This window comes from Aliivibrio fischeri, from assembly GCA_038993745.2.
Lineage (GTDB): Bacteria > Pseudomonadota > Gammaproteobacteria > Enterobacterales > Vibrionaceae > Aliivibrio > Aliivibrio fischeri_B.
Genome location: CP160629.1, coordinates 2,839,584 through 2,861,014, shown reverse-complemented (window position 1 = coordinate 2,861,014; position 21,431 = coordinate 2,839,584). Strand labels below are relative to the sequence as shown.

Genomic DNA, 21,431 nt, shown 5'->3' with positions numbered 1-21,431 from the left:
GAATTTGCTTGGCGACCATAGCGTTATGGACCCACCTGATCCCATGCCGAACTCAGAAGTGAAACGTAATAGCGCCGATGGTAGTGTGGGGTTTCCCCATGTGAGAGTAGGACATCGCCAGGCTTGAATTTGAATGAGAGCCCGTTCAGTTGAACGGGCTTTTATTTCGCTCCCAGACTGTCACTGTGAGCCAAGTCAACATAACGTTTTTAACGATTCAAAAATAATTGAAAAAGTTGAAAATATTATCTTGACTTTCAAATCAGACAGCGTATTATACGCAGCCTGAAACGACGAAGCGGAAACGCTAAGTGGTTGAAAGACAAGCTCTTTAACAATTTAACCAAATCAATCTGTGTGGGCACTTATGAATTGATAATCAACACATTATCAATGAACTGAGTGACTACACAAAATTACTTTTATGTAACAATCAGTATTAATCATTGAGTCGGTTTTGTTTCTGCTGAAACAAACCAAAAAAACTTTAATTGAAGAGTTTGATCATGGCTCAGATTGAACGCTGGCGGCAGGCCTAACACATGCAAGTCGAGCGGAAACGACTTAACTGAACCTTCGGGAACGTTAAGGGCGTCGAGCGGCGGACGGGTGAGTAATGCCTGGGAATATGCCTTAGTGTGGGGGATAACTATTGGAAACGATAGCTAATACCGCATAATGTCTTCGGACCAAAGAGGGGGACCTTCGGGCCTCTCGCGCTAAGATTAGCCCAGGTGAGATTAGCTAGTTGGTGAGGTAAGAGCTCACCAAGGCGACGATCTCTAGCTGGTCTGAGAGGATGATCAGCCACACTGGAACTGAGACACGGTCCAGACTCCTACGGGAGGCAGCAGTGGGGAATATTGCACAATGGGCGAAAGCCTGATGCAGCCATGCCGCGTGTATGAAGAAGGCCTTCGGGTTGTAAAGTACTTTCAGTAGGGAGGAAGGTTCATGCGTTAATAGCGTATGGATTTGACGTTACCTACAGAAGAAGCACCGGCTAACTCCGTGCCAGCAGCCGCGGTAATACGGAGGGTGCGAGCGTTAATCGGAATTACTGGGCGTAAAGCGCATGCAGGTGGTTCATTAAGTCAGATGTGAAAGCCCGGGGCTCAACCTCGGAACCGCATTTGAAACTGGTGAACTAGAGTGCTGTAGAGGGGGGTAGAATTTCAGGTGTAGCGGTGAAATGCGTAGAGATCTGAAGGAATACCAGTGGCGAAGGCGGCCCCCTGGACAGACACTGACACTCAGATGCGAAAGCGTGGGGAGCAAACAGGATTAGATACCCTGGTAGTCCACGCCGTAAACGATGTCTACTTGGAGGTTGTTCCCTTGAGGAGTGGCTTTCGGAGCTAACGCGTTAAGTAGACCGCCTGGGGAGTACGGTCGCAAGATTAAAACTCAAATGAATTGACGGGGGCCCGCACAAGCGGTGGAGCATGTGGTTTAATTCGATGCAACGCGAAGAACCTTACCTACTCTTGACATCCAGAGAATTCGCTAGAGATAGCTTAGTGCCTTCGGGAGCTCTGAGACAGGTGCTGCATGGCTGTCGTCAGCTCGTGTTGTGAAATGTTGGGTTAAGTCCCGCAACGAGCGCAACCCTTATCCTTGTTTGCCAGCACGTAATGGTGGGAACTCCAGGGAGACTGCCGGTGATAAACCGGAGGAAGGTGGGGACGACGTCAAGTCATCATGGCCCTTACGAGTAGGGCTACACACGTGCTACAATGGCGCATACAGAGGGCTGCAAGCTAGCGATAGTGAGCGAATCCCAAAAAGTGCGTCGTAGTCCGGATTGGAGTCTGCAACTCGACTCCATGAAGTCGGAATCGCTAGTAATCGTAGATCAGAATGCTACGGTGAATACGTTCCCGGGCCTTGTACACACCGCCCGTCACACCATGGGAGTGGGCTGCAAAAGAAGTGGGTAGTTTAACCTTCGGGAGGACGCTCACCACTTTGTGGTTCATGACTGGGGTGAAGTCGTAACAAGGTAGCCCTAGGGGAACCTGGGGCTGGATCACCTCCTTAAACGATAGATTACGGTTTATGAGTGTTCACACAGATTGATTAGGTTAAAAACGTAAAGAAGCAATGAAGATGCCCAACATCTTCAAATATCCAGTGTCCCGTTCGTCTAGAGGCCTAGGACACCGCCCTTTCACGGCGGTAACAGGGGTTCGACTCCCCTACGGGATACCATTGGGTCGTTAGCTCAGTTGGTAGAGCAGTTGACTTTTAATCAATTGGTCGCAGGTTCGAATCCTGCACGACCCACCATTTTTCCTCCCAAGGAAATAAAATTTGGGGCTATAGCTCAGCTGGGAGAGCGCCTGCCTTGCACGCAGGAGGTCTGCGGTTCGATCCCGCATAGCTCCACCATTCTTTCTCACGAAGGAATTAAAACTTTCGTGGGCGATTAGCTCAGTTGGGAGAGCACCTCCCTTACAAGGAGGGGGTCACTGGTTCGAGCCCGGTATCGCCCACCATCTTTAAGTATTCTCCTTGAGAGTCTTTAAAAATGGTTTCGAAAGAAACATTGCTCTTTAACAATTTGGAAAGCTGACTGATTTAAATAACTTACGAGTTATTCAAATCAAAATTTAAAAGTTCTTAATATCCTTTGTTTTACTTTGTAAAACGAAGAACAACACATTCAAGTGTTCTTGTATTTTGAATCCGGCGAAAAACCAGAACTCGCAATGACGAGTTCAACCTTGGTTGTTTATGCCATACGAAACCTCTTGGGGTTGTATGGTTAAGTGACTAAGCGTACACGGTGGATGCCTTGGCAGTCAGAGGCGATGAAAGACGTATTAACTTGCGATAAGCCCAGATTAGGTAGTAAAAACCATTTGAGTCTGGGATTTCTGAATGGGGAAACCCACGTGCATAAGCACGTATCGCTACGTGAATACATAGCGTAGCGAGGCGAACCGGGAGAACTGAAACATCTAAGTACCCCGAGGAAGAGAAATCAACCGAGATCCCGAAAGTAGCGGCGAGCGAAATTGGGTTAGCCCTTAAGCTTTTAATGAGACAGGTGAAGGCTCTGGAAAGTGCCGCGATACAGGGTGATAGCCCCGTAACCGACATCTCATCATCAGTGAAAACGAGTAAGGCGGGACACGTGATATCCTGTCTGAATATGGGGGACCATCCTCCAAGGCTAAATACTACTGACTGACCGATAGTGAACCAGTACCGTGAGGGAAAGGCGAAAAGAACCCCTGTGAGGGGAGTGAAATAGAACCTGAAACCGTGTACGTACAAGCAGTAGGAGCACCTTCGTGGTGTGACTGCGTACCTTTTGTATAATGGGTCAGCGACTTATATTCAGTGGCAAGGTTAACCGTTTAGGGGAGCCGTAGGGAAACCGAGTCTTAACTGGGCGTTCAGTCTCTGGATATAGACCCGAAACCAGGTGATCTAGCCATGGGCAGGTTGAAGATTGAGTAACATCAATTGGAGGACCGAACCGACTAATGTTGAAAAATTAGCGGATGACTTGTGGCTAGGGGTGAAAGGCCAATCAAACCTGGAGATAGCTGGTTCTCCCCGAAATCTATTTAGGTAGAGCCTCGGACGAATACTACTGGGGGTAGAGCACTGTTAAGGCTAGGGGGTCATCCCGACTTACCAACCCTTTGCAAACTCCGAATACCAGTAAGTACTATCCGGGAGACACACGGCGGGTGCTAACGTCCGTCGTGGAGAGGGAAACAACCCAGACCGCCAGCTAAGGTCCCAAAGTTATAGTTAAGTGGGAAACGATGTGGGAAGGCTCAGACAGCCAGGATGTTGGCTTAGAAGCAGCCATCATTTAAAGAAAGCGTAATAGCTCACTGGTCGAGTCGGCCTGCGCGGAAGATGTAACGGGGCTAAACTATACACCGAAGCTGCGGCAATACAGTTTACTGTATTGGGTAGGGGAGCGTTCTGTAAGCGGTTGAAGGTGCGTTGTAAAGCGTGCTGGACGTATCAGAAGTGCGAATGCTGACATGAGTAACGATAAAGCGGGTGAAAAACCCGCTCGCCGGAAGACCAAGGGTTCCTGTCCAACGTTAATCGGGGCAGGGTAAGTCGACCCCTAAGGCGAGGCCGAAAGGCGTAGTCGATGGGAAACGGGTTAATATTCCCGTACTTCTTACAATTGCGATGGGGGGACGGAGAAGGCTAGGTGGGCTTGGCGACGGTCGTCCAAGTTCAAGTATGTAGGCTGTGATCTTAGGCAAATCCGGGATCACACTAGGCTGAGATACGATGTCGAGCTACTACGGTAGTGAAGCCATTGATGCCATGCTTCCAGGAAAAGCCTCTAAGCTTCAGATTGTAAGGAATCGTACCCCAAACCGACACAGGTGGTCGAGTAGAGAATACTAAGGCGCTTGAGAGAACTCGGGTGAAGGAACTAGGCAAAATGGTACCGTAACTTCGGGAGAAGGTACGCTCCTAGCGGTGATGAGACTTGCTCTCTAAGCTGCCGGGAGTCGCAGATACCAGGTGGCTGCAACTGTTTATTAAAACATAGCACTGTGCTAAATCGTAAGATGACGTATACGGTGTGACGCCTGCCCGGTGCTTGAAGGTTAATTGATGGGGTTAGACTTCGGTCGAAGCTCTTGATCGAAGCCCAAGTAAACGGCGGCCGTAACTATAACGGTCCTAAGGTAGCGAAATTCCTTGTCGGGTAAGTTCCGACCTGCACGAATGGCGTAATGATGGCCACGCTGTCTCCACCCGAGACTCAGTGAAATTGAAATCGCTGTGAAGATGCAGTGTACCCGCGGCTAGACGGAAAGACCCCGTGAACCTTTACTACAGCTTGGCACTGAACATTGACCCTACATGTGTAGGATAGGTGGGAGCCTTTGAAGCACGTACGCCAGTATGTGTGGAGGCAATCTTGAAATACCACCCTTGTATGCTTGATGTTCTAACGTTGGCCCCTTATCGGGGTTGCGGACAGTGCCTGGTGGGTAGTTTGACTGGGGCGGTCTCCTCCCAAAGAGTAACGGAGGAGCACGAAGGTGGGCTAATCACGGTTGGACATCGTGAGGTTAGTGCAATGGCATAAGCCCGCTTGACTGCGAGAATGACAATTCGAGCAGGTGCGAAAGCAGGTCATAGTGATCCGGTGGTTCTGAATGGAAGGGCCATCGCTCAACGGATAAAAGGTACTCCGGGATAACAGGCTGATACCGCCCAAGAGTTCATATCGACGGCGGTGTTTGGCACCTCGATGTCGGCTCATCACATCCTGGGGCTGAAGTCGGTCCCAAGGGTATGGCTGTTCGCCATTTAAAGTGGTACGCGAGCTGGGTTTAGAACGTCGTGAGACAGTTCGGTCCCTATCTGCCGTGGGCGTTGGATGATTGAAGGGGGCTGCTCCTAGTACGAGAGGACCGGAGTGGACGAACCTCTGGTGTTCGGGTTGTCACGCCAGTGGCATTGCCCGGTAGCTAAGTTCGGAATCGATAAACGCTGAAAGCATCTAAGCGTGAAGCGAGCCCTGAGATGAGTCATCCCTGATACTTTAAGTATCCTAAAGGGTTGTTGGAGACTACGACGTAGATAGGTCAGGTGTGTAAGTGCTGCGAGGCATTGAGCTAACTGATACTAATTGCCCGTGAGGCTTAACCATACAACACCCAAGGGGTTTTGAACGGATTTAAAGTTGCAAGAAACGAATTGAATGTGCATTAAGAAGACAATAAGCTTTCCGAATTAAAGAATTTGCTTGGCGACCATAGCGTTATGGACCCACCTGATCCCATGCCGAACTCAGAAGTGAAACGTAATAGCGCCGATGGTAGTGTGGGGTTTCCCCATGTGAGAGTAGGACATCGCCAGGCTTGAATTTAAAAAGAAGCCATCCTATAGGATGGCTTTTTTTGATTAAATTAAGTAAAAATATTGCTGATATAGCTCAGCCCGGTAGAGCGCACCCTTGGTAAGGGTGAGGTCCCCAGTTCAAGTCTGGGTATCAGCACCATTTACTGACAGATTTTGCTTAGCGACCATAGCGTTACGGACCCACCTGATCCCATGCCGAACTCAGAAGTGAAACGTAATAGCGCCGATGGTAGTGTGGGGTTTCCCCATGTGAGAGTAGGACATCGCTAGGCTCAAATTTAAAAGGCTTCCCTATGGGAAGCCTTTTTTCGTTTCAGAACTAAATAAAAGTATTTTCAGCAACTTGCCAAAGCGCCTGAATAACAGAATCATTTAACTTTGATTTTTTACAGCATAAACCTAGTTTAAATGGCGCAATTGGTAATGTATTTAACCGTTGTACTTTATCTTTCACTGGGCTGTTGTTTATCACAACATCTGGTGCTATTCCTATCCCACATCCTAATGCAACCATGCTCACAATTGCTTCATGACCTGAAACTTGAGCATAGATAGTTGGTTTTATTCCTTGTTCTTTAAACCATTGATTAGCTCGATTTCTAGCAGTACCTGATTCGGGCAGTATAAAAGGGAGTAACTCCCAATTACTATTCTCTTTGTTTATTTCACTAATAAATTGGTTGTTACCTAAGGGAGCAATAATTGAAAGTGGAATCTCACTAATAATTTCAAAAGCCAGTTTATTTGAAGGTTTTTCTGGTACTGCTGAAATAGCGATATCTACTTCAGAAGATTCGATCTTTTCTATCGCTTGAGCAGGATCGCCCGTAGATAATTTAATATCTATATGTGGGTAATTAACTTTAAAGTCATTTAATAATTGAGGAAGGTGGCTGTAGCTTGCAGTGACGGAACAAAATAATTTTAATTGCCCTTTTAAGGCATTATTTACAACGTTCGAACTGGCTTTATACCCACTCCATTCGGAGCATATATTCAGTGCAATAGGTATTAGTTGCTTTGCTGCACTGGTTAATTCGACGCTTCGGTTATCTCTAATAAACAGTGGATGACCGATGTCGTCTTCTAATTTTTGTATTTGTCGGCTTAAAGCTGATGGACTTAAGTGCATAGCCTTAGACGTATGTGTGAAACTATGGCTTTCGCATAAATGCAAAAACGTTTGTAGTAATTTTATATTCATAATGTTGTGTTTATTGCAATCATGTGTTGCCAATATATCACTTTTTACAATGTTAATCTTTCGTTATTATCAAATTCATACACAGAATCATCCCAATGGATTAAACGATATTTACGGAGTTTTATCATGTCTAACTACTTTAATACGCTAAATTTACGTGAACAATTAGATCAACTAGGTCGTTGTCGCTTTATGGATCGTGAAGAATTTGCAACAGAAGCTGATTACCTTAAAGGTAAAAAAGTGGTTATTGTTGGTTGTGGTGCTCAAGGCTTAAACCAAGGCCTTAATATGCGTGATTCAGGCTTAGATGTTGCTTATGCACTACGTCAAGCCGCTATTGATGAACAACGACAATCTTATAAAAATGCAAAAGAAAATGGTTTTGAAGTAGCTAGCTATGAAACTCTGATTCCTCAAGCTGACCTAGTTATTAATCTTACTCCTGATAAACAACATACTAATGTAGTTGAAACTGTTATGCCTCTAATGAAAGAGGGGGCAGCTTTAGGCTATTCACATGGTTTTAATGTTGTTGAAGAAGGGATGCAAATCCGTAAAGATTTGACGGTTGTTATGGTTGCTCCTAAGTGTCCAGGAACAGAAGTTCGTGAAGAATATAAACGTGGTTTTGGGGTTCCAACTCTAATTGCTGTTCACCCAGAAAATGATCCTAAAGGTGAAGGTTGGGATATTGCTAAGGCTTGGGCTGCTGGCACAGGTGGTCACCGTGCGGGTTGTCTAGAGTCTTCTTTTGTCGCTGAAGTTAAATCTGACCTTATGGGTGAGCAAACGATTCTTTGTGGCATGCTACAAGCTGGTTCTATTGTATCTTACGAAAAGATGATTGCTGACGGTATTGAGCCTAGTTATGCAGGTAAACTTCTACAGTACGGTTGGGAAACAATTACTGAAGCCCTAAAGTTTGGCGGTGTTACGCATATGATGGATCGCCTTTCAAACCCAGCTAAAGTAAAAGCTTTTGAGCTTTCAGAAGAACTTAAAGAGCTAATGCGTCCACTTTATAATAAGCATATGGACGATATTATTTCTGGTGAGTTTTCTCGTACAATGATGGCTGATTGGGCTAATGATGATGTTAATCTATTTGGCTGGCGTGAAGAAACAGGTCAAACTGCGTTTGAAAACTACCCTGAGTCTGATGTAGAGATCTCTGAACAAGAATACTTTGATAACGGTATTTTACTCGTTGCAATGGTTCGTGCCGGCGTTGAATTAGCATTTGAAGCTATGACTGCATCAGGCATTATCGATGAATCAGCTTACTATGAGTCGCTGCACGAATTACCACTGATTGCTAACACTGTAGCACGTAAGCGTTTGTATGAAATGAACGTAGTTATTTCTGATACTGCTGAATATGGTAACTACCTATTTGCAAATGTAGCAACGCCACTTCTTCGTGAGAAATTCATGCCTTCTGTTGAAACAGATGTTATTGGCCGAGGATTAGGTGAGGCATCAAATCAAGTGGATAATGCAACGCTAATCGCTGTTAATGATGCGATTCGTAATCATCCAGTTGAATATATTGGTGAAGAACTACGTAGCTACATGAGCGATATGAAGCGAATTGCTGTTGGTGGCTAATTTAATTACAAATTAAATAAAAAGGCTTGGTTTATGACCAAGCCTTTTTTATTGTAATCTGGATAAATTAATAACATACAATAATCAGCTCAAAACTGGATACTTCAGATTGTATTGTTGGTTATTGTTTTATTTTTCCGAAAGTTTCTCTTCTAGTTCAGCAAGTTTTTGTTCCATCGCTGTTAGCTTTTGGCGAGTACGTAAAAGAACTTGTGTTTGGACATCAAACTCTTCTCTGCTAACAACATCAAGTTTATTTAACTGTCCTTGAATAACTTGACGAACTTTTTGTTCAACATCACTACCAAGTTCTTTTACTGGCTGCGGCATTGATTCATGAATTTGTTTTGCTACTTGCTCTAACTTTTTTGGATCAAACATTATTTACCCTTAATTGAATACTTTTTCTTTATTCTAAGTAAAGCCTTTCCAATTGTCGCTATCCAAATAAAAAAAAGGCTACCGAAGTAGCCTTTAATTTTATTTCACCATTAAGATTCTTTAATCTCTTTGCCTTCTTCGAAGACAGGTAACGGTTTATGTTCACTTGCCAAGTAACTGTATATAACAGGAAGTACAAATAGCGTAAACAATGTACCAATCGCTAGACCTGCAACAATTACAATACCAATACTGAAGCGCTGAGCAGCACCTGCACCAGTTGCATATAATAGCGGGATTAGACCAGCGATCATTGCTGCTGTTGTCATTAAGATTGGACGTAGACGAACTTTAGCGGCTTCTGTTACCGCAGCCATCTTACTTTTTTGATGGTGCAGTTGTTCTTCTTTTGCTACTTCACAGATAAGGATACCGTGTTTAGTAATCAAACCAACTAAGGTAATAAGACCTACTTGTGAGTAGATGTTCATTGATGCAGCTCCCCAAGCAAGGGCAATTAACGCGCCACAAATAGCCAATGGAACAGATACCATGATTACTAATGGGTCTCGGATTGATTCAAATTGAATCGCAAGAACCAAGAAGATGATAGCTAGAGCCAAACCGAAAGTGGCATATAATGCACTGCCTTCCGTTACATATTGACGAGCCTCACCCATGTAGTCGTGATTGTAACCACTTGGAAGCTTATTATTTGCAACATCTTCAAACCAATTAATTGCGTCACCCATTGCAACACCAGGCGTTGGAACTGCGCCAACAGTTGCTGAGTTTAATTGGTTAAAGTGCGGCAATGAACGTGGCTCTGCAATTACATCAATCGAAATTAAGCTACCAAGAGGAACCGCTTCACCACTTGCCGAGCGTACATAGTAATTGTTCATTGACTCAGGATTTAAACGGTATTTACGTTCAACTTGAGGGATTACTTCGTATGAGCGACCATTTAAGTCAATTCGGTTTACATAGCCATCAGCCATCATTGTACTTAGTGTGATACCGATATCCTGCATCGTAACACCGTAAGCACCTGCTTTATTCTTATCAATGTTGATCTTCATTGTTGCAGAATCGAAGTTTAAATCTAGATCTGAATAAACAAATAGTGGACTACCTTTAACACCAGTTAATACTTCGGTAGCTATTTGGAATAAGCTTTCAAAGCTGTTAGGTGTTGTAATAACAAATTGAATTGGTAGACCAGAACCAGCACCAGGAAGTTCTGGCATTTGGAAGGCTGTAACCGCCATACCTGGAACGTCTTGTACTAAAGTACCAACTCTTTTTGTCACCTCTGCTTGGCTTGCTTCACGCTGGCTCCAAGGAACCATTGAGGCAATACCAAAAGCTTGGTTTGCATTTGGTACACCGGTAAATACCTGTGCAAATGACACTTCAGGTTGATTTGAAAGAATGGTATTAACATCATTCATTGTATTTTGCATGTAATCAAGGTTAGCGTTTGATGGTGCTGTACCCATCAACATAATAACCCTTTATCTTCCGATGGAGCAAGCTCACTTGGATGAACTTGAATAACAGCGGTAGACTTGCAAAAACAATAACAGCAAAAGCAATAATGACAGGACGACGCGTCATTATCACATTCAGCATTCGCTCATAGCGTCCACTCATATTATCTAAAATATGATGAACTTTTTTCTCGAAACGATTAGGTTCTTCATTTGCAACTAGCATTTTTGAACACATCATTGGAGAGAGTGTTAGTGCGACGATACCAGATACGAATACCGAACCTGCTAGTGTTAATGCAAACTCTTTAAATAGAGAGCCTGTAATACCGCCCATCATCGCAATTGGAGCATATACCGCACCTAGCGTTAATGTCATTGCAATAACTGGAACTGCGATTTCACGAGTACCAATAATAGCTGCTCGGAAAGGCGTTTCTCCCAACTTGATATGACGGTCAACGTTTTCTAAAACAACGATAGCATCATCAACAACCAGACCGATGGCGAGTACCATCGCAAGTAGGGTCATTAAGTTCCAAGAGAATCCCATCGCTTGCATTACCATTGCCACACCAATAAGTGATAGTGGAATGGTTACAATAGGAATAATAACCGCTCGGAATGAACCTAAGAACAGAGTGATAACAACCAGTACGATTAAAGCTGCTTCAAGAATTGTCTTTATAACTTCATGAATCGATTCATTGATAGCAATCGTTGAATCGTACATCACGTTCATTTTGATGTTACTTGGTAAGTTTTTCTCTAATTGAGGAAGCAACTCAAGTACATCGGCAGCGATGTTAATTGGGTTCGCACTTGGTGCAGCATTAATTGCAGCAACAACCGCTTCTTGTCCGTTAGCACTTGCACGATATACGTCATGACTCTTATCTAATGTTACCTTTGCGATATCACTTAAACGAACCACTTCGCCATCATTAGTTCTAACAACAAGGTTTTCTAGTTCTTCAACATCAGAAACCTGTGTATTAGCACTACCGTTATAAAGAACAAATTCACCTGTAGCTTGACCTGCTGCTGATTGGAAGTTATTGGCATTAAGTACGCCCATAACATCAGTTGCAGTCATATTGATAGCCGCCATACGTGCAGGATCTAACCAGATACGTAGTGCGTATTTCATACCACCATAAAGGTCAACTTTTGATACACCATTAACGGTGAACAATTGTGGGTTAACCACTCGTTCAAGATAATCGGTGATCTGGCTTGATACTAGCTCATCACTAGTAAAACCAATATAAAGAACCGCCGTAGTAGAGCCTGTCGACATGGTTACTGTTGGATCTTCAGCTTCTTTAGGTAGCTGAGAGCGAACAGAGTTGGTTTTTGCCAATATGTCAGAAAGTGCGGCGTTAGGATCCGTATTTAATTTCATAGTTACAGTAATAGTCGATTGACCCATTACTGATTGAGAGGTCATGAAATCAATATTATCGGCTTGTGCGACCGCTTGCTCTAAGGGTTGAGTGATGAAGCCTTGAATCAAGTCAGCACTCGCACCATAGTAGCTTGTTGTTACCGTTACAACGGTATTTGTCATTTCAGGGTATTCACGAACCTGCATTTTGAAAATCGCTTGGATACCAAGCAAAGCAATCAAAAAGCTGATCGATACCGCTAAAACTGGACGTTTAATAAAAACATCAGTAAAGCGCATAATGCCTCCGATTACAGCATTGGTGTTTCAGCAGGTGGTGTTGTGGCATTACTTTCCACAATACGAACTTTCGCGTCGTTACTTAGACGAACTTGACCAGTTGTTACAACCATATCTCCAGCTTTAACGCCCTCTAGGATATGTGCAATATCTTTAGTACGTTCACCAACTTTCACTACATGTTGTTGAACTCGTTTTACGCCATCTTTTTCAGACACGATATAAACATTGTCACCATATAGAGTGAAGGTAATTGCTGTTTGAGGGATAACAACTTGGTTTTCTAAAGTCGGAAGAATGATTTTTGCTTGTGCAAACATACCACTACGCAATTTACCGCCGTTATTAGGGATATCTGCTTGAACCTCAATTAAACCACTTTGAATATTTACAGCAGGTTCAATCGCACTGATAGAGCCTCGGAAAGTATCTTCTGGGTATGAATCAACTGAGATATCAATCTCTTGACCAATATTGATTTTTGAAATATCCGTTTGAGGAACAGTAAAGCGTAAACGCATAACGCTTGTATCTTCTAAGCGAACAATATCAGTACTTGGTTGTAAGTATTGACCTAGGTAAACATTACGAATACCAATAACACCTGAGAATGGAGCTTTGATTTCACGGCGATCAATCGATGCTTTCATACTTTCGATATCAGCCGCTAAAGAGAAATAATTAGCTTCAGCTTCATCGTAAGCCTCTTTTGAAATAGAGCCTTTTTTGTATAGGCCTTTATAACGTTTATATTTTGCTTCTGCTGCAGGTAAGCGAGCTTGAGTACTCTTCAAGTTTGCTTTTTCTACTTTTGAATCAAGAGAAACTAATACTTGGCCTTTTTTAACTTGGCTACCCGAATCAAATGAAATTTTGTCAATAATGCCGTTAACTTCAGTAGTTAGCGTTACACCTTGATTAGGTTCAATAAAACCGATCGCTTCAATGGTTGGAGTCCAAAGTGTAGGTTCAACGGTTTCTACAGTGACTGGAAATTCAGCTTCAGGGCGGTTAGCCATGTATTCAGCTATTTTTTGTTGTTTGAACATGTTGAAACCAATTACGCTACCAAAAAGAAGTAGTGCAAGAAGCAACATAAAGAAAGTCCACTTTTTCATTCTGATTAGAACTCCAAATTAGTGTTTAATAATTGCGTCCCAACTGGCTTCAATCGCCGAGTTGAGATCATCATCTGTTAATGTAAAAAAGCCTTGAGAATGTTTTCTTGCTAAGCAAACACTTGCTTCTAAGCTTAATCCAACAAGGATTTCTACACTGAGAGGTTTAAATACGCCTTGTTCAAGTCCATCAATAAAGAGTTGATTCACTTGGGCAAATATTTTTTTCTCTAGTTCCTTTAACTTAATTAAATTCGAAGACGGGAGTGCTTCATATTGATTTCGATTTAAAAAAGTATTTTTTTCTGAAATAGCAAAGTGCCAAATATTTAGCCACATAGATCTAAAACGAACCTTTATAGGGTCGTTATCATCTATGTCTTTTTGAATGGCAGTTGCTACACGTTGCATAATGTTCAGCTTGATTTCTTCAATCAATGCTTCTTTGTCATCAAAGTAGCGATAGATAGTACCTGCTGCGACGCCTGCTTGATTGGCAACTTTTTGCATTGATAGGCCATGAAAGCCATCAGTTGCTAACAGTTTTTCGGCCGATTCTAAAATAAGCTGACGTTTTTCCTTCATAAATACGTCCTTATGAAATGAATGAACGTTCATTCATTATTTTAGGGGACTCTGTTTGAAATGTAATCTGTTTTTGTGTCAAGAAACGTAAAGATCACATTTTTTACTTTATCGTTTGCATGGCATTCATTACCTGACAGCTTTATTATAGACGCAAATAATTCATTATCGATTTTATAGGTGATTCATGAAACTTAATCCACAGCAAGATGAGGCCGTTAAATTTGTCTCTGGGCCGTGTTTAGTATTGGCTGGTGCAGGGTCGGGTAAAACGCGTGTAATCACTAATAAAATAGCTTATTTAGTTCAGCAATGTGGTTATAAGGCGAGAAACATTGCAGCAGTAACCTTTACCAACAAAGCGGCTCGTGAAATGAAAGAGCGTGTTGGACAAACATTAGGTAAACAAGAATCTCGAGGATTAATGGTATCAACCTTTCACTCATTAGGTTTAGACATTATTCGCCGTGAATATAAGGTTCTTGGCTTAAAGGCTGGATTTTCATTATTTGATGATCAAGACCAATTAGCACTGTTAAAAGAGTTAACAGAAAAGCAGATTGATGGTGATAAAGATTTATTGCGTCAACTTCTAAGTAGTATTTCTAATTGGAAGAATGACATGTTAACGCCGACACAAGTCAAAGGGTTTGCTCGCTCAGAGCAAGATCAGCTTTTTGCTTTTTGCTATGAAATGTATTTAAACCAAATGAAGGCGTATAACGCACTGGATTTTGATGATTTGATATCACTGCCTGTACTGCTGTTGCGTACCAATCAAGAAGTGCGTGAACGTTGGCAGATGAAAATTCGTTATCTACTGGTCGATGAATATCAAGATACCAATACGAGTCAATATGAACTCGTTAAGCTATTGGTGGGTGAAAGAGGTCGATTAACCGTGGTGGGTGATGATGACCAATCAATTTACTCATGGCGTGGAGCAAAACCACAAAACTTGGTGTTATTGAATGAAGATTACCCAAACTTACGTGTCATAAAGCTTGAGCAAAACTATCGTTCAACCAGTCGAATTCTGCGTGCAGCGAATATTCTTATTGCGAATAACCCTCACGCGTTTGAAAAACGTCTGTTTTCTGAAATTCCTGATGGTGAGCAGATAAAAATTTTAACCGCTAAAGATGATGAGCATGAAGCTGAACGAGTGGTAGGTGAATTGATTGCGCATCGTTTCTTAAATCGAACGGATTATAAAGATTATGCGGTTTTATATCGTGGTAACCATCAATCTCGTTTGATTGAAAAATCATTAATGCAAAACCGAGTGCCTTATAAAATTTCTGGGGGCACTTCTTTCTTTGCTCGTGCGGAAATTAAAGACATCATGGCTTATTTACGTTTATTAACTAACCCTGATGACGATAACGCTTTTTTACGTGTAGTTAATACACCTCGTCGTGAGATCGGTCCTGTGACACTTGAGAAGCTTGGTAGCTATGCCAATATGCGTGGAAAGAGCTTGTTTGAATCCAGTTTTGAAATAGGCTTAGAGCAAACGCTTTCAGGACGAGGGTTAGAATCTCTTCGTCGCTTCTGTCATTGGATTGTATCTATTTCTGAGAATGCTGAGCGAGGTAATACTGTTGAAGCGGTCCGTTCTTTAGTAAAAGACATACATTATGAAGATTGGTTGTATGAAACTTCAACCAGTGCTAAAGCTGCTGAAATGCGAATGAAAAATGTGTCAGATCTCTATTCATGGATTGTTGCCGATTTAGAAGGTGATAACTATGACAATGAAGAGAAGACACTAAAGGAAGTGGTTCAGAAATTGACGTTACGTGACATGATGGAGCGTGGAGAAGATGAAGATGGGGCTGATCAAGTTCAGTTAATGACCTTACACGCATCTAAAGGTCTTGAGTTTCCATATGTTTACTTAATTGGAGCAGAAGAAGGGATCCTTCCTCATCAAACTAGCATTGATGAAGATAATGTGGAAGAAGAGCGCCGACTGGCATATGTAGGAATCACACGAGCTCAAAAAGAGTTGACCTTTACATTATGTAAAGAGCGTCGTCAGTATGGTGAACTTATTCGACCTGAACCAAGCCGTTTTCTTGAAGAGTTGCCTCATGATGATTTGGATTGGGAAATGAAGAAACCCAAACCAACGCAAGAAGAGCGAATGGAGAGAGGAAAAGCAAATATTGCTAACCTCAGAGCCATGCTCAAAAAGTAGAGTTTATAGATAACGTTAATGCCCGTAGAGAATTCTATGGGCATTTTTATTTATAAGTAGATTATTCTTATAACCCTTTAATTAAATGCTCTACTGCTGCAATAACTTCATCATCGGAACAATTCATACAAGATCCTTTTGCTGGCATTGCATTAAAGCCATTAAGAGCATGATCTTTTAGTGTGTCCATACCTTTTGCTATTCGAGGGGCCCAATCTTCTGCATTTTGTGTTTTTGGTGCACCAGCAGCCCCTGTCGCGTGACAGGCAATACAGAAGGTATTGTAAACTTGCTCACCAGAACGAGGGCCAGTTGGTTCTTCAACCACAGGAACATCGCTCGCAAGATAAACTTGGCCAACTGGCTTAATTCGCTCAGCAATAGCATCATCAGAGTTATTTGCTGCAAAAGAGGTGGTTGAAAAAGTTAATACAGCAACCATTGCAATGATGATGTTACGAACAGATTTTTCCATAAAGTTCACTTTACACTCCCAGTTATTATTATTGGCTTCAGCCGATTTTATTGTATTTACCGAGTTTTTAACGAACCGAAAAAAAATCAGAACGTTAACATCGTGTAAATATTGAGTGATTATATCTGCTTAAATTGTTGCAATAAACCACTAGACCTAAAGAAAATGAGGATAAACACTAAGGAATTGTTGAAAAAGAGACCAAACAACAAAAAAAGTAAAAAAACACTAGACGTGGGTCACACAGATCCGTATTATTCCTCTCCGCCGATAGGGTATGCGCCCGTAGCTCAGTTGGATAGAGCGTTGGCCTCCGGAGCCAAAGGTCGAAGGTTCGAATCCTTTCGGGCGTGCCATCCGGAATATAAATTAAAGGCACAAAAAAGTAGTGGTGGCTATAGCTCAGTTGGTAGAGCCCTGGATTGTGATTCCGGTGGTCGCGAGTTCGAATCTCGTTAGCCACCCCATTATTTTGGTAACTTGTATAAGTTTCCAGTTTTGATTCAAGTAACATCCCAAGAGTCGAAACGAAAACAAGTCGGTGAATAGCGCAGCTTGGTAGCGCATCTGGTTTGGGACCAGAGGGTCGGGGGTTCGAATCCCTCTTCACCGACCACTATTTCATTTATTGCTAAGGCAGTAAATACCAAATTTGTGGTGGCTATAGCTCAGTTGGTAGAGCCCTGGATTGTGATTCCGGTGGTCGCGAGTTCGAATCTCGTTAGCCACCCCATTAATTTGCGGGTAACCTCATTGTTTAGGTTTCCATTTTTAACTCACTTTTCCCAAGAGTTAAAATAAAACATCGGTGAATAGCGCAGCTTGGTAGCGCATCTGGTTTGGGACCAGAGGGTCGGGGTTCGAATCCCTCTTCACCGACCACATTTAAAGCCTCGTCAGAAATGACGAGGCTTTTTTCATTTCTGAATAATAGAATCTTCTTATCCTCATCACATTATCATCATTTTATCTGGTTTTACCTTTCTTTTTATTTTTCTAATTTACCTCAGTGTTTAATCCTATTTTTTATCTGGCTGTCTGATTTTATCGTGGCTTATTACTTAGTTAGGCAAACAATAGATCTGTTAATCTTTTTCCTATCGATATTTTAAGCTGGCATAAATGTTAAGATTATTTATATTTTATTTACATTGTTACCAATGGTGATGATGATCATGTTTTTAATCTCTTATTAATTATAAGTTTATGTTTTTCATTGTTTTAAAGTTTATTTTAAAAAGTGAGACTTTATATTTATTTGCCATTTTATGATTTTTTATGCACTTAAAAAGCATTAAACAGCTCATTGCTCTTTAATTGTTGCTTTTATGTGAATAATTGACTACATTGGTGTCCTAAACAAGTAACAGTTACATAAATTGTTACGAATGGAATCAATGTGCAGACAGGGCAGGATGCTGCCGAGTAGTCGGAGTCTGAGAATGTCACTTTTAGAAGTTAAAAATTTACGTATTGAATATCCGTCACGTCATGGTGTTCATGCCGCTGTTAAATCACTGTCATTTTCAATTGAGCGTGGTGAAATTGTTGGTGTTGTTGGTGAATCAGGTGCAGGTAAATCAACAGTAGGTAATGCTGTTATTGATTTATTAAGCCCTCCTGGTGTTATTGCTGATGGTGAAGTGTTTCTTGATGGAGAAAAAATATCAGGATTAACCGCTGAAGAAATGCGTAAGGTTCGAGGTTCTAAAATTGGTTTTATCTTCCAAGACCCAATGACCTCATTAAATCCTTTATTTACCGTTGAGCAGCAATTAACGGAAACCATTCATGCTAACTTGTCGGTATCTCCTGAAGAGGCTTATGCTCGAGCATTATCTTTAATGGAACAAGTAGGTATCCCTCAGCCTGAAAATAGATTAAAACAATTTCCACATCAATTTTCAGGTGGTATGCGCCAACGTGTAGTTATTGCTATCGCATTAGCTGGTGAACCTGATCTGATCATTGCTGATGAACCAACAACGGCACTGGATGTGTCGATTCAAGATCAAATTCTAAACCTTATTCGTGAGTTATGCGTTAAAAATAACGTTGGCTGTATGTTGGTTACTCACGATATGGGGGTGGTATCTAATGTGACAGATAAAGTCGCAGTAATGTACCGTGGAGATCTTGTTGAATTTGGAAAAACAGAAAAAGTATTGGGTGATCCTGACCATTCTTATACCCGTAGCTTAATTTCTGCGGTTCCTCGTTCAGATATTAAATTAGATCGTTTTCCATTAGTGAGTTATATCGAGGAAGCGGTTGAGCATGAACCTATTGATGTTAAAAATCACTGGTTAGGTCAAAGCCAAGATCAGCGTGAATACGCAGGTCCTTTATTGAAAGTTGAAAACGTAAATCTTCGTTTCATAACAAAAGATTCTTTTTTTGAAAGCCGTCGTGAGTACGTCCAAGCTTCTAATAATGTGAGTTTCGAAATTCATGAAGGGGAAACTTTTGGTTTGGTTGGTGAATCAGGTTCAGGTAAATCAACCATTGCTCGTGTTATCGCAGGATTATACCCACCAAACTCTGGCTCAGTGACATTTGAAGGTATTGATCTTACCGCTCTCAAGTCAGAAAAAGAGCGCCGTCCAATGCGCCGCCAAATGCAGATGGTATTTCAAAACCCATACACTTCAATGAATCCACGCATGAAAATCTTCGATATTATCGCAGAGCCGATTCGTTTTCATAAACTCACTCGCTCTGAATCAGAAACGCAACAGATCGTTAATGATCTTTTGGATCACGTAGGCTTGGGTCGAATGGCTGCCTTGAAGTATCCGCATGAGTTTTCTGGAGGTCAACGTCAACGTATTTCTATCGCTCGTGCATTAGCGACACGTCCACGTTTATTGATTTGTGATGAGCCAACTTCGGCTTTAGATGTATCGGTTCAAGCTCAAATTCTCAATTTATTGAAAGATTTACAGGATGAATTGAACTTAACCATGTTGTTCATCAGCCATGATTTACCTGTGATTCGTCAGATGTGTGACCGTGTTGGTGTAATGCAGATGGGAACGTTACTAGAAGTGGCACCAACAGAGAATCTTTATACCAATCCGCAGCATGACTACAGCAAACAGTTAATTTCTCTTATGCCTGAATTTAAGGGGTTAAGAGAGCAAACCGCATAGGTATAAACCACCCAATAATAAGTACAAACACAACAAAACAATAAACTAGGGATCCAGTCCCGCATAAGGAGTTATGCAATGAAAACCATGAAGACTAAATTAGCTATCGCATTGATGGCTGCAGGTTTAAGTTTTAGTGCAGCAGCTGCAGATATTACTGTTGCCTATGATGCAGACCCAGTATCACTCGATCCACATGAGCAGCTATCTGGCGGTACGTTACAACTTTCTCATATGGTATTTGATCCTCTAGTGCGTTACACGCAATCGTTCGATTTCGAACCTCGTCTAGCTGAAAAGTGGGAGCGTATTGATGATACGACTTTCCGTTTTAATTTGCGTAAGGGCGTGAAATTTCATTCAGGTAATGAAATGACGGCTGATGATGTTGTATGGACATTCAACCGTCTAAAGGATTCTCCGGATTTTAAAGCGATTTTTGAACCGTATGAGAAGTTGGTTAAAATCGATGATTATACGGTTGAATTAGTTTCTAAAGGTGCTTATCCACTTGTGCTTCAAACCGCTACTTATATTTTCCCAATGGATAGCAAGTTCTATACGGGTAAGACTGAAGACGGTAAAGATAAGTCTGAAATCGTAAAACACGGTAATTCTTTTGCATCGACACACATCTCTGGTACTGGTCCATTTGTTGTTAAGTCTCGTGAGCAAGGCGTGAAAGTTGTTTTTGATCGTTTCGATGGTTATTGGGACAAAAATTCTCCAGGTAATGTAGATGAGCTGACGTTAGTTCCAATCAAAGAAAATGCGACTCGTGTTGCAGCTCTTCTTTCTGGCGATGTAGATATTATTGCACCGGTAGCCCCTAATGATCACAAGCGTGTTAAAAGTACCAAAGGAATTGATTTAGTTACTCTTCCAGGTACTCGAATCATTACGTTCCAAATGAACCAAAACAGTAATGAAGCACTGAAAGACGTGCGTGTTCGTCAAGCGATTGTTCATGCTATTAATAACGAAGGCATCGTTAAAAAAATCATGAAAGGTTTTGCGACTACGGCTGGTCAACAAGGTCCATCGGGTTATTCTGGTTATGATGCAGAACTTGTTCCTCGCTACGATTTGAAAAAAGCTAAGCAACTTATGGCTGAAGCCGGCTATAAAGATGGTTTTAAGCTAAGCATGATGGCACCAAATAACCGTTATGTTAACGATGCGAAAGTAGCGCAAGCAGCCGCTGCGATGCTGTCGAAAATCGGCATTAAAGTGGATCTAAAGACATTACCAAAAGCGCAATACTGGCCAGAATTTGACTTATGTGCAGCTGACATGATGATGATCGGCTGGCACTCAGACACAGAAGATTCAGCGAACTTCTCTGAGTTCTTAACGATGACTCGTAATGAAGAAACGGGTAAAGGACAGTACAACTGTGGTCATTACTCTAACCCAGAGTTAGATAAGATGGTTGAAGCAGCTAACGTAGAAACGGACCCTGCTAAGCGTAGCCAAATCCTAAAAACGGTAGAAAAGACTTTATATGATGATGCGGCATTTGTTCCTCTACACTGGCAGAACCTTGCTTGGGGCGCAAAATCAAACATTGATATCAAGCCAATCGTAAACGCAATGGAATACCCATATTTTGGTGACCTAGTGGTTAAATAAAAACATAAATGAAAAGGTTGCTCTA

Annotated in this window: 9 protein-coding genes, 10 tRNA genes, 5 rRNA genes and 1 pseudogene; 19 read left to right on the top strand and 6 right to left on the bottom strand. The window is 42.0% G+C overall.

What is annotated here, in order from left to right; all coding sequences use genetic code 11:
* The first annotated feature begins 7 nt into the window (after window positions 1-7).
* From rrf (AAFX60_013735) to rrf (AAFX60_013690), 10 genes are all read left to right on the top strand, one after another.
* Window positions 8-123: ribosomal RNA gene (gene rrf / locus AAFX60_013735) — 5S ribosomal RNA — on the top strand.
* Window positions 124-488: 365 nt separating this feature from the next.
* Window positions 489-2,040 (top strand): 16S ribosomal RNA (locus AAFX60_013730).
* A gap of 95 nt (window positions 2,041-2,135) precedes the next feature.
* A tRNA-Glu gene (locus AAFX60_013725) sits at window positions 2,136-2,211 on the top strand.
* 2 nt (window positions 2,212-2,213) lie between these two features.
* Window positions 2,214-2,289: transfer RNA gene (locus tag AAFX60_013720), tRNA-Lys, on the top strand.
* Window positions 2,290-2,315: 26 nt separating this feature from the next.
* A tRNA-Ala gene (locus tag AAFX60_013715) sits at window positions 2,316-2,391 on the top strand.
* Window positions 2,392-2,422: 31 nt separating this feature from the next.
* Window positions 2,423-2,498: transfer RNA gene (locus AAFX60_013710), tRNA-Val, on the top strand.
* A 267-nt stretch (window positions 2,499-2,765) separates the two neighbouring features.
* Window positions 2,766-5,653, top strand: a 23S ribosomal RNA gene (locus AAFX60_013705).
* 95 nt (window positions 5,654-5,748) lie between these two features.
* Window positions 5,749-5,864, top strand: a 5S ribosomal RNA gene (gene rrf / locus AAFX60_013700).
* Between the two features lie 63 nt (window positions 5,865-5,927).
* A tRNA-Thr gene (locus AAFX60_013695) sits at window positions 5,928-6,004 on the top strand.
* A gap of 17 nt (window positions 6,005-6,021) precedes the next feature.
* Window positions 6,022-6,137: ribosomal RNA gene (gene rrf, locus AAFX60_013690) — 5S ribosomal RNA — on the top strand.
* The 16S, 23S and 5S rRNA genes sit together here with 5 tRNA genes alongside, the layout of an rRNA operon.
* A 47-nt stretch (window positions 6,138-6,184) precedes the next feature.
* Here the strand turns inward: rrf (AAFX60_013690) and ilvY are convergent.
* Complete coding sequence (gene ilvY / locus AAFX60_013685) at window positions 6,185-7,069, bottom strand: HTH-type transcriptional activator IlvY (GenBank protein XDF77633.1); 885 nt, start codon at window positions 7,067-7,069, stop codon at window positions 6,185-6,187.
* 126 nt (window positions 7,070-7,195) lie between these two features.
* On the opposite strand from ilvY, the gene ilvC reads away from it, so the two are divergent.
* Window positions 7,196-8,680, top strand: a complete 1,485-nt coding sequence (ilvC, locus tag AAFX60_013680) for a ketol-acid reductoisomerase (GenBank protein ID XDF77632.1) — start codon at window positions 7,196-7,198, stop codon at window positions 8,678-8,680.
* Between the two features lie 129 nt (window positions 8,681-8,809).
* On the opposite strand, the gene AAFX60_013675 is transcribed toward ilvC, so the two are convergent.
* The 4 genes and pseudogenes from AAFX60_013675 to AAFX60_013660 all read right to left on the bottom strand — a co-directional run bounded on the left by AAFX60_013675 (window position 8,810) and on the right by AAFX60_013660 (window position 13,944).
* A complete protein-coding gene (locus tag AAFX60_013675; GenBank protein ID XDF77631.1) occupies window positions 8,810-9,061 on the bottom strand; it encodes an accessory factor UbiK family protein in 252 nt (83 codons plus the stop codon).
* A gap of 110 nt (window positions 9,062-9,171) precedes the next feature.
* A pseudogene (locus AAFX60_013670) lies at window positions 9,172-12,241 on the bottom strand (multidrug efflux RND transporter permease subunit).
* An 11-nt stretch (window positions 12,242-12,252) separates the two neighbouring features.
* Entirely contained in the window at window positions 12,253-13,359 is a 1,107-nt protein-coding gene (locus AAFX60_013665; GenBank protein ID XDF77630.1) for an efflux RND transporter periplasmic adaptor subunit, read from the bottom strand.
* A gap of 18 nt (window positions 13,360-13,377) precedes the next feature.
* Complete coding sequence (locus AAFX60_013660) at window positions 13,378-13,944, bottom strand: TetR/AcrR family transcriptional regulator (protein ID XDF77629.1); 567 nt, start codon at window positions 13,942-13,944, stop codon at window positions 13,378-13,380.
* Window positions 13,945-14,131: 187 nt separating this feature from the next.
* On the opposite strand from AAFX60_013660, the gene rep reads away from it, so the two are divergent.
* Complete coding sequence (gene rep, locus AAFX60_013655; protein XDF77628.1) at window positions 14,132-16,147, top strand: DNA helicase Rep; 2,016 nt, start codon at window positions 14,132-14,134, stop codon at window positions 16,145-16,147.
* Window positions 16,148-16,214: 67 nt separating this feature from the next.
* On the opposite strand, the gene AAFX60_013650 is transcribed toward rep, so the two are convergent.
* Window positions 16,215-16,622, bottom strand: a complete 408-nt coding sequence (locus AAFX60_013650) for a cytochrome c5 family protein (protein XDF77627.1) — start codon at window positions 16,620-16,622, stop codon at window positions 16,215-16,217.
* A 279-nt stretch (window positions 16,623-16,901) separates the two neighbouring features.
* Between AAFX60_013650 and AAFX60_013645 the strand changes: the two genes are divergently transcribed.
* From AAFX60_013645 to AAFX60_013615, 7 genes are all read left to right on the top strand, one after another.
* A tRNA-Arg gene (locus AAFX60_013645) sits at window positions 16,902-16,978 on the top strand.
* Between the two features lie 35 nt (window positions 16,979-17,013).
* Window positions 17,014-17,089: transfer RNA gene (locus tag AAFX60_013640), tRNA-His, on the top strand.
* Between the two features lie 72 nt (window positions 17,090-17,161).
* Window positions 17,162-17,238 (top strand) — tRNA-Pro (locus tag AAFX60_013635).
* A gap of 41 nt (window positions 17,239-17,279) precedes the next feature.
* Window positions 17,280-17,355, top strand: a tRNA-His gene (locus tag AAFX60_013630).
* Window positions 17,356-17,428: 73 nt separating this feature from the next.
* Window positions 17,429-17,504, top strand: a tRNA-Pro gene (locus tag AAFX60_013625).
* Window positions 17,505-18,064: 560 nt separating this feature from the next.
* On the top strand, window positions 18,065-19,774 hold the full coding sequence (locus tag AAFX60_013620; protein XDF77626.1) for an ABC transporter ATP-binding protein: 1,710 nt from the start codon (window positions 18,065-18,067) through the stop codon (window positions 19,772-19,774).
* Between the two features lie 78 nt (window positions 19,775-19,852).
* Entirely contained in the window at window positions 19,853-21,406 is a 1,554-nt protein-coding gene (locus AAFX60_013615; protein XDF77625.1) for an ABC transporter substrate-binding protein, read from the top strand.
* The last annotated feature ends 25 nt before the right edge of the window (window positions 21,407-21,431 follow it).

Excerpts from the sequence above, each read along its gene's own strand:
- ilvY (XDF77633.1), bottom strand. The coding sequence starts at position 7,069 with ATGAATATAAAATTACTACAAACGTTTTTGCATTTATGCGAAAGCCAT.
- ilvC (XDF77632.1), top strand. The coding sequence starts at position 7,196 with ATGTCTAACTACTTTAATACGCTAAATTTACGTGAACAATTAGATCAA.
- AAFX60_013675 (XDF77631.1), bottom strand. The coding sequence starts at position 9,061 with ATGTTTGATCCAAAAAAGTTAGAGCAAGTAGCAAAACAAATTCATGAA.
- AAFX60_013665 (XDF77630.1), bottom strand. The coding sequence starts at position 13,359 with ATGAAAAAGTGGACTTTCTTTATGTTGCTTCTTGCACTACTTCTTTTT.
- AAFX60_013660 (XDF77629.1), bottom strand. The coding sequence starts at position 13,944 with ATGAAGGAAAAACGTCAGCTTATTTTAGAATCGGCCGAAAAACTGTTA.
- rep (XDF77628.1), top strand. The coding sequence starts at position 14,132 with ATGAAACTTAATCCACAGCAAGATGAGGCCGTTAAATTTGTCTCTGGG.
- AAFX60_013650 (XDF77627.1), bottom strand. The coding sequence starts at position 16,622 with ATGGAAAAATCTGTTCGTAACATCATCATTGCAATGGTTGCTGTATTA.
- AAFX60_013620 (XDF77626.1), top strand. The coding sequence starts at position 18,065 with ATGTCACTTTTAGAAGTTAAAAATTTACGTATTGAATATCCGTCACGT.
- AAFX60_013615 (XDF77625.1), top strand. The coding sequence starts at position 19,853 with ATGAAAACCATGAAGACTAAATTAGCTATCGCATTGATGGCTGCAGGT.